This is a genomic window from Streptomyces sp. NPDC046712, from assembly GCF_040645695.1.
GTDB lineage: Bacteria > Actinomycetota > Actinomycetes > Streptomycetales > Streptomycetaceae > Streptomyces.
In genome coordinates this window covers 222,018-234,892 of record NZ_JBEYYW010000010.1, presented here as the reverse complement: position 1 = coordinate 234,892, position 12,875 = coordinate 222,018, and the positions used below count along the sequence as shown (strand labels likewise).

The following is a 12,875-nucleotide window of genomic DNA, read 5'->3' as shown; positions in this document are numbered from 1 at the left end:
GGAAGCGACGATGACCGATCCGTCCAGGCAGGCGACGGAGCCCGGCGCGGGCGAACAGCCCCTGGCGGGGACGGCGGAGACGATACGCGTCTTCATCGCCCTCGCCCCGCCCGACGAGGCGAAGGACGAGCTGGCGCGGGCGCTCGGCCCTGCCTACGAGGCGTACGCGCGCATGCGGTGGAACCGCATCGAGGACTGGCACATCACCCTGGCGTTCCTCGGGGAGCTCCCGGTCACGGCGGTGCCTTTGCTGCGGCCGCCCCTCGCGCGCCTGGCGGCGACGCGCCCTCCGCTGGAACTGGCGCTGCGCGGCGGCGGCCATTTCGACGAGCGCGTGCTGTGGAGCGGGATCGACGGGGACCTGGAAGGACTGCACCTGCTCGCCACCGAGGTGCGCGCCGTCGTCGAGGAGTGCGGTGTCCCCTTCGCGGGCCGGCCCCTGCGGCCGCATCTCACCCTGGCCCGCGCTCGTCGCGACGACACGTCGTGCGTGGTGGCGGCGGCCGCCGGGCTCTCCGGATTCACCGGCCGGCCGTGGCAGGCGGCGCGCTTGCACCTCGTCGGCAGCAACTTCGGCCGCGGTCCGGGACCGATCCGCTACCGCGACATCACGTCATGGCCCTTCGAAGGACGCTGACAGCACGTCGTTCGTCGGCGCCGTACGTGGACGCTGCGCGTGAGCGCCCGTCGGCACCGCGGGGCCCCGGAGTCCGGTCGCGGTCTCAAGAGCCTTGGATACGCGGGAAGGGGTGCTCGGCCTCCAGGGCGAACGCCACCTCCAGCAGTGTCCGTTCACTGCCGGGGCGGCCGGAGAGCATGACGCCGACGGGCAGCCCGTCCTCCGTGGCGCCCGGGGCGGGCACCGAGATCGACGGCGTGCCGACGACGTTGTTGAGGGGCGTGAACGCGACGTACGCGAGGATCCGTTCGATCAACGCCGGGTAGGGCACGGTGGGGCCGAGGTGGCCGATCGGGGGCGTGGTGTGGGCCAGTACGGGGGAAAGGATGAGGTCGAGTCCGCGGAACGACGCCGCGTACGCCTCCCTCGTGCGCTTGAGCCTCCGCAGCACACCCGGAGTACGCCGCCAGTTCTCGACGTAGGTGTCGCGCAGACCCCGGCTGAGGCCGTCCATGCGGTGCCGGTCGAAGTCGGCCCCGAGGGTCCGGCCGGTGGCACCGATGAGGAACGACAGCAGCCCCCAGTAGGTGAGGAAGTCGTCGGTGAAGCGCGGGTCGACGTCCAGCTCCACCGGCTCCACCGTGTGGCCGAGCCGTTCGAGCGTGGCCACGGTCTCCGTGACGGCGGACCGGGTGGTCGCGTCGGAGTGGACACCGTTCGGCGAGTCCAGCAGGAAGCCGACGCGCAGACGCCGCTCCGAGGGTCCTTCGACCAGCCCCACGGGCGGCAGCTTCGGGTTGCGCCAGTACGTCTCGGCGGCGGCGAAGAACGCGGCGGCGTCCCGCACGGAACGGCTCACGACACCGTCGGAGACGATGTCGATCGGCAACCGACGGCTCTCGGCGTTCGCCACGACCCGTCCGCGGGTCGGCTTGAGACCGACGAGACCGCAGCAGGCGGCGGGGATACGGATCGAGCCACCGCCGTCGTTGGCGTGCGCGATCGGGACCGCTCCGGCGGCGACGAGCGCGGCGCTGCCGCCCGAGGAGCCACCCGCCGAGTACCCCGTGTTCCACGGGTTGCGAACGGGCTCGGCGCCCTCGTACTCCGTGGTCGGGCTGAACCCGAACTCGGGCAGCCGGGTCTTGCCCAGCACCGTGACGCCGCTGCTCAGGAACTGCGAGACGAACGGCGCGTGCCGTCGCGCGGTGCGCGGAGTGAAGGCCGCGCTGCCGTGGCCGGTGGGCAGGCCGCGGTATTCGGTGTTGTCCTTGACGAAGGTCGGCACCCCGGCGAAGGCACCGCCGGCGCCGGTGGCGGCCGCCGGGACGTCGACGTACGCCTGGACGGCGTTGAGCTCCGCCTCGACCGCCCGTACCCGCTCCGCCGCGTCCCTGGCGACCTCGGCGGCACCGACCTCGCCCCGCCGGATCGCGGCGGCGAGACCGACGGCGTCGTGCTCTCCCAGGGCGTCGTCCCGGAAGGCGTGCACCCTGGTCCGTTCCTCGAAAGTCGTCACCGCTGCCTCAGCCCCCGCGTGTGGAATGGTTGTCCCCCATCATTCCTTACCGGCAAGTAACACGCGAGGGTTTCCGAACGTGTTCCGGACGTGTCCCGATGTCACAGCATGACGTGCTTCGGGTGGGTGTAGTCCAGGAGGCCCGCCAGGGAGAGGTCGCTGCCGTACCCGGAGTGGTTGACGCCGCCATGGGGCATTTCGGAGACCGTGGTGCCGTGGGTGTTGACCCAGACGATGCCCGTGCGCAGGGCGCGGGTGGCGCGCATCGCACGGTCGTGGTTCGTGGTCCAGATCCCGGCGGCGAGGCCGAAGCGGACGTCGTCGGCCAGGTGGAGTGCCTCCTCCTCGGTGCGGAAGGGCTGGACGGTCACCACGGGGGCGAAGGTCTCCTCCTGGACGATGTCGTCCTGCTGACGGACGCCGGCCACGACCGTCGCCGGGTGGAAGAAGCCGGGGCGGGAAAGGACCTTTCCACCGGTGACGATCTCGGCGTGAGACGGAAGACGGCTCAAGAGTGCCTCGACCGCGGCCAGTTGGTTCGCGTTGTTCAGCGGGCCGAAGGCGGCCTCGCGGTACGCGGGAGCGGCCGCCGCGGCGGCGAAGGCCGCGAGAAACGCGTCGTACACGCGCTCGTGGACCAGGAGGCGGCTGGGCGCGGTGCAGTCCTGGCCGGCGTTGTAGTACGCGACCTCGGCGAGGGCCGCCGCGGTGGCCTCCACGTCCACGTCTTCGTGGACGATGACCGGGGCGTTCCCGCCGAGCTCCAGGTGCAGTCGCTTGAGGCCGGTGGCCGCGGCGGCCGCGATCTCCTGGCCCGCCCGTACGCTTCCGGTGACGGCGATCAGGGCGACGTCCCGGTGTGCGGTGAGCGCCCGGCCGGTGTCGCGGTCGCCGCAGACGACGTTGAGTACGCCCGGTGGCAGGTGCGCCGCCGCGATGCGGGCCAGGAGCACCGCGGAGGAAGGGGTGGTGTCGGCCGGTTTCAGCACGGTGGTGTTCCCGGCCGCGATCGCCGGCGCGAACTTCCAGGCCGCCATCATCAGCGGGTAGTTCCAGGGGGTGATCTGGGCGCACACGCCGACCGGTTCGCGGCGCAGCAGCGAGGTACGGCCCTCGGTGTACTCGGCGGCGGCGGCGCCCGGCAGGGTCCTCGCGGCTCCGGCGAAGAAGCGGACCGTGTCGACGATCGCCGGGAGTTCGTCCTCCCGGAAGCGCTCCGCCGGTTTGCCGGTGTCCCGGCACTCGGCCTCGACCAGGGCGTCCGCGTGTGCCTCGAGGGCATCGGCGATGCCGAGCAGGGCGCGCTGGCGGGTGGCCGGGGTGGTCGCCGACCAGTGCGAGAACGCCGCTGACGCCGCCGCGCAGGCCGCGTCGGTGTCGGCCCGGCCGGACCGGGGTGCGTGGCCGTGGACCTCGCCCGTGGCGGGGTCGACCAGTTCCATCGTCTCGCCGGAGGCGGAGGGGCGGTCAGCGCCCCCGATGTGGTTCGCCAGTGTGTCAGCCACGGGTCAGAGCCTCCTTCGCCGCCGCACGGCCGGTGCGTACGGCGCCTTCCATGTAGCCGGCCACCCACTGGTCGGATCCGCAGACATAGAACGGCGGTTCGTGGGTGCCGTGGCGAGGTCCCACGGCCATGACATCACTGGGGGTCCAGTGCGTGACGTACCCCTGGGTCCACGGGTCGGTACCCCACATGCGGATGTACGTGGCGAACGGCCGGTGCGCCTCCGCCCCGTAGAGACGGGCCACCTCGGCAAGGAGTTCGGCGGTGCGCAGCGCCGGCGGCATGCCGAGGAGCACGCCGTACCGCTCGGGCGGGACGAGCGCGGAGAGGACGCCCTCGCTCTGCGGCCAGGTGCTGCCGAGCACGCCCTCGCATTCGGAGAGGCCGCTCAGTCCGCGGGCGCGCCAGAACGGCTCCTCGTACGCGGCGGCGAACTTGGCGGCGACCGCGTGGCGCTGCCGGTGCAGCGAGGCGAGGCGCTCGTCGGAGACACCGGTGACGGCGACCGAGCGGAGCGGACCGACGGGCAGCGCGCTGACGACGGCGCCGGCGGTGAGGGTCTCGCCGCCCACCAGGCGTACGGTGCAGCCGCCGGACCTCCGTACCGCGACGGCCTCGACGGGCGCGCCCGTACGGACCCGCCCGCCGAGCTCCGCGGCCATGCGCAGGGCCACCGTGGCCGAGCCCTCCGCCACCCGCAGGCCCTCCCAGGCGTCGTATTCGTAGTGCCCGTCACCGGGTACGGCGGCGTGCTTGCGCAGGGCGGCGAGCAGGGAGGTGCGTTCGTACGAGCCGTCGGCAAGGGCCAGTTGGCCGATCTCCCAGAGTCGTACGACGGCCGGGGTCGCCCCCTCGGAGCGCAGCCAGCCGCCCACGGAGAGCCGGTCGAGGGCCGTGGCGTCGGGGTGGGACCAGGGGTCGGCGGGGTCGACGGTCGCGGCGAGCGCGGTGAAGGCGGCGGTGGCCTTCCGGTGGCAGGCGTCGTCACCGGGGCCGAACCAGTGGGGCGGGTCGCCGGCGGAGACGCCTTCGGGGGTGGCGCGGGCGAGAGCGCCGGGTTCGGCGACGTAACTGGGGACCAGGGTGAGGCCGAGCTCGGCGGCCAGGGCCGTGTACGCGGTGTGCGCCCGGCCCACCACCTCTCCGCCGAGCTGGACGAGGCGGCCGTCGGGGAGTTCGGTCTGCTCGACGCGTCCGCCGACCCGGTCGCGGGCCTCGACGACGAGGACGTCGGCTCCGCCCGCGGCCAGATCGCGTGCGGCGGCGAGTCCGGCGAGACCCGCGCCGAGCACGATGATGTCGTGGTTCATGGGGGTGTACCTCCGGTCGGGACCAGTGGGGCGCGGCGGGTCAGTCGAGCACCAGGCAGTGTTCGGGCTTCCAGCCGATCTCGACCTCCTCGCCGCCGCTCCAGCGGTCCTCCATACGCGAGCGGATCGTGTTCTGCTCCAGTACGGAGACGGTGACGCCGGGGGCGAGTTCGATGAAGTACGTCGTGGTGGGGCCGGAGTAGACGGTCTCCCGGACGACTCCGCCGACCTTGGCCATACCCGGTTCGAAGTCGGAGAGCCAGATCTTCTCGGGGCGGATCGAGAGGCTGACCCGGCTGCCGTCGGCGACGCCTGAGCGGGGACCCACGGGCAGCGCGGGGCCGCCCGCGTCGGGGACGACCTCGCCGGCGCGGTAGGTGCCGGGGACCAGGTTCGACGTGCCCATGAAGGAGGCCACGAAGCCGCTCGTCGGGCGCTCGTACACGTCCTCCGGCGTGCCGCACTGCTCGACGCGCCCCTCGTTCATCACGGCGAGACGGTCCGACATGGTCAGCGCCTCGTCCTGGTCGTGGGTGACGAAGACGAAGGTGATGCCGACCTCGCGCTGGATCTGCTTGAGCTCGACCTGCATCTGACGGCGGAGCTTGAGGTCGAGGGCAGCCAGCGGCTCGTCGAGGAGGAGCACCTGAGGGCGGTTGACCAGGGCGCGGGCGAGCGCGACACGCTGCCGCTGGCCGCCGGAGAGCGTGCCCGGCTTGCGCTCGGCCAGGTGGCCGAGCTGGACGAGGTCGAGCATGTCGGCCACGCGCCGGCGGATCTCGCCCCGGGCGACGCCCTTGCGCTTGAGGCCGAAGGCCACGTTGTCCGCCAGCGAGAGGTGGTCGAAGAGGGCGTAGCTCTGGAAGACGGTGTTGACGTTGCGCTTGTCGGGCGGCAGCCCGGTGACGTCCTCACCGTCGAGCAGGACGCTTCCCGCCGTGGGATCGGCGAAGCCGCCGGTCATCCGCAGCAGAGTGGTCTTGCCGCAGCCGGAAGGTCCGAGGAGGGAGAAGAACTCGCCCGGCGCGATGTCGAGCGAGACGCCGTCGAGCGCGTACGCCTCGGACTTGGGGTACTGCTTGCTGACCTGGTCGAGCCGGACGGCGGGGTGCGGGTGCTGCATGGGTGTCACTTCCCGGAGAGCAGATCGAGGCCGCCGCGGCGGCCGAAGAGGCGCGGGATGGCGAGTGCGAGGGCGATGAGCGCTATGGATCCGGCGAGCATCAGGGTGCCGACGGCGTTGATGGTGGGCTGGACGCCGAACCTGATCGCCGAGTAGATGCGTACGGACAGCGGCTGCGGGTCGACGCCGGTGGTGAAGTAGGCGAGCACGAAGTCGTCGAAGACGAGGGCGAAGATCAGTACCGCGGACGCGAGGATGCTGGGGAGCAGGGCGGGCAGGGTCACCAGGCGCAGCGCCTGGCGGCGGGTGGCGCCGAGGTCCATCGCGGCCTCTTCGACCTCGGGGTTGAGTGCGGCGATGCGGGACCGCAGGATCACCGTCACGTACGAGATGGAGAAGGTGATCTCGGCCAGCATCACGGTGGTGGTCGACAGGGTGATGCCCAGGCCCTTGAAGAGCAGCATCGCCGCGACTCCGGTGACGATCTCCGGGGTGATCAGCGGGACGAGCATGACCAGGCCGGCGAAGGAGCCGAGGCGGCCGCGGCCGCGGACCAGGCCGAGGGCCAGGGCCACGCCGAGGACCAGCGAGCCGGCCATGGCGACGAGGGAGACCTGCAGGCTCATGCCGACCGAGTCGAGGAGCACGTCGTCGTGGAGGAAGGCCTGGTACCAGCGGAGGCTGAAGTCCTGGAAGACGGTGAGGGACTTCTGCGAGTTGAAGGAGAAGAGGACGACGACGGCGATGGGGAGGTAGAGCAGCGCGAAGAAGACGACGGTGACCGCGAGGGCGAAGCGGGGGCGGCGCTCGGCGCCCCGGCGGCGGCCACGGCGGGCCGGGCGGAGGGTCATCGGGTCGCCTCCGCCTCGTCCTTGCGGGTGCGCCGCAGGTAGCCGAGCATCCCGAGGAACAGCACCGCCATCAGCAGCATGGTCAGGGCGGAGCCGAGGGGCCAGTTCTGGCCCTGGAAGAACTTGTCCTGGATCAGGTTGCCGATCATGATCTGGTCGGGGCCTCCCATGAGTTGGGCGCTGACGAAGTCGCCCATGGCGGGCAGGAAGACCAGGACGCAGCCGGCCGCGGCCCCCTGCCGCGTGGCGGGCACGGTGACGAAGAAGAAGGTGCGCAGCGGGCCGCCGTACAGGTCGCGGCCGGCCTCGATGAGCGAGGTGTCCATGCGCTCCAGGGCCGCGTACAGCGGGATGATCATGAACACCACGAAGCCGTAGACGAGTCCCGCCATGACGCCGAAGCCGGACTGCAGGATCTTGGTGTCTCCGTCGGCGAGGCCGATCGCCCGCAGGGCCTTCAGCAGCGGTCCGTCGTCGGAGAGGACGACGGACCAGCCGTACATCCGCACCAGGTAGTTGGCGAAGAACGGTACGACGATCGCCGCGATCAGCAGGTTCTTGAAGCGCCCTCCGCACAGCGCGATGGCGTACGCGACGGGGTAGGCCACGGCAAGGCAGACGACGCATGTGATCAGGGCGTAGCCGAGGGAGCGCAGCAGGACGGTGCGGTACGCCGGGTCGGCGAGGGCCGCGATGTTGCCGAAGTCCAGGCCGAAGTGCGGATTCCCGAGCTGGTCCGTGGTGCCGAACGCCAGCGTGCCGACCAGCAGCAGGGAGACGACGAGGAAGCCGGTCATCCAGAGGGTGCCGGGGAGCATGAGCCAGGTCCACAGCCGGGCCCCCGCCGCGGCCGGTCCCCCGTGGGGGACCGGCGGGCGGGCGGCCGAACCGGTACGGTCGCGTCGTGCCATGTCAGCCGGCCTTCACATCGGTCCAGGCGGCGTCGCGGGCTCGTTCGCCCTTGGCGGTGCCGTTGCGGAAGAAGAGGTCGTCCTTGAGGTCGCCGGCCGTCACCTGGCACTGCGGGAAGGGCTCCACGAGCGCGGTGTAGGTGTCCTCGCTGCCGTGGACCGGCATCGGGTAGCCGATGTACTCGATGTTCTTCTTCACGTTCTCCGGGCGGAGCATGTAGTCGATGAAGAGCATCGCGGTGCCGGGGTGCTGCGCGTTGGCGGGAATGGCGTAGCAGTCGGAGTTGACGGGGGCGCCCTCCCGGGCGACCTCGAAGCCGAAGACGGAAGGGTCCTTCGCCTGGGCGAGCATGGCGGCCATGTCCCCGCTCCACGCCTGGGTCATGTCGGCGTTGCCGTTGAGCAGGTTGTTGTAGCTGTCGCTGGAGAAGCCGCGCAGGCGGGGGCGGAGCGTACGCAGGGACTCGGTGATCGTCCGGAGGTCGTCCGGGTCCTCGGTGGTGAGGTCGAGGCCGTGTTTGAGCGCGCCCATGCCGAGCACCTCGTCGCGGTCGTCGAGGACGAAGACCTTGCCCTTGGCCTTGGCGTTCCACAGGTCGTCCCAGGAGCCGGTCAGGTCGCCGAGCCGGTCCTTGCGCCAGCCGATGCCGGTCTTGTACATGGTGAAGGGGACGGTGTGCGCGGAGCCCTTGTCGTACCAGGGGTCGGCGAAGTACGCGTAACTGCCGAAGACGGCCTCGGCGTTCTTGAGGCGCGCGTGGTCGATCGTGCGGAGCTTGCCGCCGGCGCCGAGGCGCTGCGCCCACTTCGCGGTGGGGAAGATGATGTCGTAGCGGTTCCCGGCGTTGAGCTTGGCCGCCATGCCTTCCATGGAGTCGAAGTTCGACTGGACGACCTTGACGCCGTACTCCTTCGAGAAGCCCTCGAAGACGGCCGGGTCCACGAAGTCGGCCCAGTTGAAGTAGACCAGGTCGCCGTCGACCTTGACGTCGATCGGCTTGTCGCCGGCCTCTTTGCCGGCCGGGTCGGGTTCGGAGGAGAAGCCGCAGCCGGCCGCGGTGAGACCGAGGGCCGCGGCGGTGCCGGCGCGGAGGAGCGAGCGGCGGGACAGGGGACGTGCCTCGGGGGACATGGGGGTCCTCTCCGTAGGGCCGCAGGGGGACGGCGGGGGAACGAACGGTGCGTCAGCGCGTGGAGGGTTGCCACGCCGGCGGTGCGGTAGGGCGGGGCAGCGCGCCCGGCGGTGCGGTGCGGCGGGGCGGTGCGTTACGGCGGGGCAGCTCGCCACGCGGTGCGGCGGGCCGGTGCGTCGCGGCGGGACGGCTCGCCCGAACGTGCGTTACGGCGGGACGGCTTGCCCGGCGGCAGGGTGCGGCGGGTGGGGCTCACCGCTCCGCGGCGTCGAGGTCGGCCCGGATGCGGGCGGCGAACCAGCCGACGGCCGACTCGCGGCGTGACAGGGGCCCGGGCTCGAACCCGGGGGTGGAGAGCCCCTTCTGGACGCGGGCGACCAGCTCGGCGTCCTCGTCGTTGGTGATCCAACCGATGTGGATGTTCAGGCGCCGGGCCAGCCGGGTGCGCAGGCTCGTACCGCGTCGGGTGTAGAACGCGCCGGGTACGGCCACCCGGTCCACCGCCGTCGGGATCGCGGTCCAGGCCAGTACGTGGTCGGGGTAGAAGTCGATGAGCGTGTTGGGATAGATCACGGCGTACCGCCAGACCCTGCGGTCGGCCTCGCCGAGGCCGGGCATGGGGGCGGCGACGCGCTGGTAGAGGCGCTCGGCCCAGTTCGAGGACGGCTTGTCGCGCAGTGGCGAGGCGAAGAGCGCGTACGACTCCTCGGTCCGGCAGCTGTAGTTCTGGTAGTCGAGCAGCCGCATCAGCCCGGGATGGGCGACCGGCACGTGGTATCCCTCCAGATAGTTGTCGACCGCCACCTTCCAGTTGGCCTCCTGGACCTCGGCGCCGGCCAGATCGTGGATCCGGCTGCGGCCGACGGGCACCAGGTCGGCCCCGGCGTAGTGGCCGACCTCCTCGGCGAGGCCCGCGCACTGCTCGGCCAGCGGAACGGCGTCGAGGTCGAGGTTGACGAAGACGAAGCCCAGGAACGACTCGGCGCGGGCGGGGAACAGGCCGAGCCGGGGCTTGTCGAGGCAGGGGATCTGCCGGGCCTCGGGGGCGCCGACCAGGCCCCCGTCGAGCCGGTAGGTCCAGCCGTGGTACGGGCAGCGGATCGCCTTGCCCTCCCGTTCCGGGGCGGTGACGAGCCGCGTTCCCCGGTGGCGGCACACGTTGAGATGGGCGGCGAGGCCGCCGTCCTCGGTGCGCACCACCAGGACCTCGCGGTCCGCGACCGTGGCGGCGATCCGGGCCCCTGGGTTCGGCAGGTCGGACTCGTGGCAGACGAGCTGCCACGCCTTGGCGAAGACGTGCCGCATCTCCGCGGCGGACGCGTCGGGATCGGTGTAGTAGCGGGCCGACAGTGCGGGCCCGGGGTCGTCCGTACGGGAGATCAGCGGGCCTGAGGCGGCCCGGCCGGGAGCCGCGCCGGGCGTCTCGCGGCCGGGCTCGTCGAGTGGTGTTTCTGGCGCTCTGGACTGCATCGGGTGACTCCTCCATGCCGTGCGTACGGCGATCGGATGTCGAGGCGTGCCAGCGGGGGCAGCACGTCGGGGCGGACGCCGCGAGCATGCTGACCGATTGGACAGCCAGATTGCTGGCTGATTTCCGCCGGGTCAAGACTTGTACGCTGACCGATCGGTCAGCTACCGTGAATCAAGTCACTGACCGATCGGTCAGTCAATGTGCTGCCTGTCGCCACGCCCGCATTCCTCGGCGTTCGCGCTGGTCCTGGGCCGGAAACGGCCCCTCTCACCCCACCCGCCTCACCCTCCCGCCCCACCGCCGGCCCGGCCGTGGCGGCCCCCCACCCCTTCCCGGAGGCACGCATGAGCGGTCATCGGCGTCTGGACTGGCTCGGTCTCACCCCTGAGCCGGAGCGGGAACTGCCCGCGGCGGTCGCCGCCCTGCGCGCCTCGCTCCCCCGCCCGCCCACGGCACCGGTGGACGGCCCGGACACCGCGGCTGTCCTGGAGGCCGCCGAACGACGCCGCGTGGAACGTCTGGTCCTGCGCGGCAGCCGGCACAGCTGGCTCCGCTACCTCGCCGAGGTCACCGACCTGGTGACCGCCGTGGCCGCCGGGGTCCGCCCCGGCGATCGCGCTGCCGCGCTGCTCGCCGCCGAGGTGGTCCTGGACCACCACCGCATGCTCATCGGCCTCCCGGGCGCGGGCTACGGCCGCACCGCAGGGGACCGCACCGCACTCGAGGAAGCGGTACGGGCCCTGCGTACCCCCATCCGCACAGGAGACCTCCGATGACCGTGATCCGGTACCTGACGGCACCGCCCCCGGGCGGCGTGCTCGGTATCGCGCCCGACGTGGCGGAGAGCGCCGAGGCCTACCGGGCCGCAGGCGGCTACGCCGGCGCGACCGGCCCGGACGAGCTGCTGCGCCATCTCGCCGCGTCCGGGCTGCGCGGCCGTGGCGGGGCCGGCTTCCCGGCCGCCGTCAAACTCCGCGCCGTACGCGAACGCGGCCTGCACGACCGCGCCGTACGCGAACGCGGCGTACCCGACCACGCCGTACCCGAAAGCGGCGTACCTGACCGCGCCGTCCGCGAGCGCGGTCTACCCGACCGCGGCGTACCCGACCGCGCCGAACGCGGCCCCGGCGCAGGTGACCGCAGCACAGGTGACCCCGCCGGCGCCCCGGTCGTCGTGGCCAACGGCGAGGAGGGCGAGCCGGGTTCGGTCAAGGACCGCTGGCTGCTGCGGGCCCGCCCCCACCTGGTCCTCGACGGCCTCGCCCTGGCCGCCGAGGTCACCGGGGCCGTACGCGGCTACGTCTACCTCTCGGACCCGGAGGCCGCTGCCCGCGTCCGCCGGGCCCTCGCCGAACACGAACCGCCCCTGCCCGTCGAGGTGGTCGAGACCGACCACACCTATGTGGCAGGCGAGGAGAGCGCGGTGGTCCGCAGGATCGACGGCGGCCCCGCCCTCCCCGTCGCCAAGCCGCCACGCCCCTTCGAACGGGGGGTGGGCGGCGCGCCGACCCTGGTCGCCAACGTCGAGACCTTGGCCCGCATCGCCCTCACCGCGGCCCGTCCCGACCTGCGCCGGCGCATCGCCCGCACCACCCTCGTCACGCTCTCCGGCGGGCCCGGGGCACCGGTGCTCACCGAGGTCCCGTACGGCACCCCGCTGCGTGCCCTCGCGGCCGCCCACGGGACGCCGGACGCGGCCGGGGCCCTCATGGGCGGGCTGTTCGGCGGACTCGTCGACGCCTCCGCCCTGGACCTCCCCCTCGAACCGGACACGCTGACCGCCGCGGGCACCGCGCTCGGCTGTGGAGCCGTCCGCTTCCTCAGCGGCGGAACCTGCCCGGTCACCGTCGCCGCCGACGCCGTCGGCCACCTCGCGGCCGAGAGCTCCCGTCAGTGCGGCGTCTGTGTCTCGGGTACGACGGCCATCCACGGCGCACTGACCGCCCTCGCCACGGGCTGCGCAGGCCCCGACACCGTGGCGCACCTGGAGCGATGGTCGGCGGGCCTGCCCGGACGCGGCGCCTGCGGCCTGCTCGACGCCGCCGCGGGAAACGCCGGGAGCCTCCTGCGCGCCTTCCCCGCACTCACCCGTTCCCACCTCGCCACCCCGTGCCCCGCCTGCGCTCCCGGGAGCGACCCGCACCGCCTCGCCGTGCCCGTGCCCCGGATCGCGGACGCGCCCGCCACCCGTACCCCGCTGCCGGGTTCCATCCCGCTGCCCGCGCTGAAAGGAACGACCCCGTGAAACTCCTGCTGGACTCCACCCGCTGCCAGGGCTACGGGCTGTGCCAGGAACATGCCCCGGAGCTGATCGAACTCGACGAATGGGGGTACGCGAAGGTCCTCGTCCTCGACGTGCCGCCCGCCGCCGAGGAAGCCGCGCGCGCCTGTGCCGAGAGCTGCCCCAACTCCGCGCTCCGAGTGGAGCGCTGAC

12 protein-coding genes are annotated in these 12,875 nt (G+C 72.6%); 4 read left to right on the top strand and 8 right to left on the bottom strand.

What is annotated here, in order from left to right; translation table 11 throughout:
* Nucleotides 1-10: 10 nt before the first annotated feature.
* The gene (thpR, locus tag ABZ939_RS16325) at nt 11-637 is read left to right on the top strand and encodes an RNA 2',3'-cyclic phosphodiesterase (protein ID WP_361854529.1); all 627 of its coding nucleotides are present in this window, start codon (nt 11-13) and stop codon (nt 635-637) included.
* Between the two features lie 85 nt (nt 638-722).
* Here thpR and ABZ939_RS16320 read toward each other — a convergent pair whose 3' ends face one another.
* The 8 genes from ABZ939_RS16320 to ABZ939_RS16285 all read right to left on the bottom strand — a co-directional run bounded on the left by ABZ939_RS16320 (nt 723) and on the right by ABZ939_RS16285 (nt 10,440).
* On the bottom strand, nt 723-2,138 hold the full coding sequence (locus ABZ939_RS16320; protein WP_361854527.1) for an amidase: 1,416 nt from the start codon (nt 2,136-2,138) through the stop codon (nt 723-725).
* A gap of 101 nt (nt 2,139-2,239) precedes the next feature.
* Nucleotides 2,240-3,643 (bottom strand): aldehyde dehydrogenase family protein, encoded by a 1,404-nt coding sequence (locus tag ABZ939_RS16315; RefSeq protein ID WP_361854524.1) that lies wholly within the window; start codon nt 3,641-3,643, stop codon nt 2,240-2,242.
* Nucleotides 3,636-4,952 carry an NAD(P)/FAD-dependent oxidoreductase gene (locus tag ABZ939_RS16310; RefSeq protein WP_361854521.1) on the bottom strand — a complete coding sequence of 439 codons (1,317 nt, stop codon included), beginning with the start codon at nt 4,950-4,952 and terminating at the stop codon, nt 3,636-3,638. The genes ABZ939_RS16315 and ABZ939_RS16310 overlap by 8 nt, the downstream gene beginning before the upstream one ends.
* A gap of 40 nt (nt 4,953-4,992) precedes the next feature.
* Nucleotides 4,993-6,075, bottom strand: coding sequence for an ABC transporter ATP-binding protein (locus ABZ939_RS16305; RefSeq protein WP_361854518.1), 1,083 nt, complete (start codon nt 6,073-6,075; stop codon nt 4,993-4,995).
* Nucleotides 6,076-6,080: 5 nt separating this feature from the next.
* Nucleotides 6,081-6,926: an ABC transporter permease gene (locus tag ABZ939_RS16300; protein ID WP_361854515.1), complete on the bottom strand. Its 846-nt coding sequence runs from the start codon at nt 6,924-6,926 to the stop codon at nt 6,081-6,083.
* Nucleotides 6,923-7,837, bottom strand: coding sequence for an ABC transporter permease (locus ABZ939_RS16295; RefSeq protein WP_361854512.1), 915 nt, complete (start codon nt 7,835-7,837; stop codon nt 6,923-6,925). Before ABZ939_RS16295 ends, ABZ939_RS16300 begins: the two co-directional genes overlap by 4 nt.
* A gap of 1 nt (nt 7,838) precedes the next feature.
* Entirely contained in the window at nt 7,839-8,969 is a 1,131-nt protein-coding gene (locus tag ABZ939_RS16290) for a spermidine/putrescine ABC transporter substrate-binding protein (protein ID WP_361854509.1), read from the bottom strand.
* A gap of 253 nt (nt 8,970-9,222) precedes the next feature.
* Nucleotides 9,223-10,440: an aromatic ring-hydroxylating dioxygenase subunit alpha gene (locus ABZ939_RS16285; protein ID WP_361854506.1), complete on the bottom strand. Its 1,218-nt coding sequence runs from the start codon at nt 10,438-10,440 to the stop codon at nt 9,223-9,225.
* Nucleotides 10,441-10,785: 345 nt separating this feature from the next.
* On the opposite strand from ABZ939_RS16285, the gene ABZ939_RS16280 reads away from it, so the two are divergent.
* The 3 genes from ABZ939_RS16280 to ABZ939_RS16270 are packed head-to-tail and all read left to right on the top strand — an operon-like array spanning nt 10,786 to nt 12,874.
* Entirely contained in the window at nt 10,786-11,217 is a 432-nt protein-coding gene (locus ABZ939_RS16280) for a hypothetical protein (RefSeq protein WP_361854504.1), read from the top strand.
* On the top strand, nt 11,214-12,686 hold the full coding sequence (locus ABZ939_RS16275; RefSeq protein ID WP_361854501.1) for an NADH-ubiquinone oxidoreductase-F iron-sulfur binding region domain-containing protein: 1,473 nt from the start codon (nt 11,214-11,216) through the stop codon (nt 12,684-12,686). Before ABZ939_RS16280 ends, ABZ939_RS16275 begins: the two co-directional genes overlap by 4 nt.
* The gene (locus ABZ939_RS16270) at nt 12,683-12,874 is read left to right on the top strand and encodes a ferredoxin (protein WP_361854498.1); all 192 of its coding nucleotides are present in this window, start codon (nt 12,683-12,685) and stop codon (nt 12,872-12,874) included. The genes ABZ939_RS16275 and ABZ939_RS16270 overlap by 4 nt, the downstream gene beginning before the upstream one ends.
* Nucleotide 12,875: the final 1 nt, after the last annotated feature.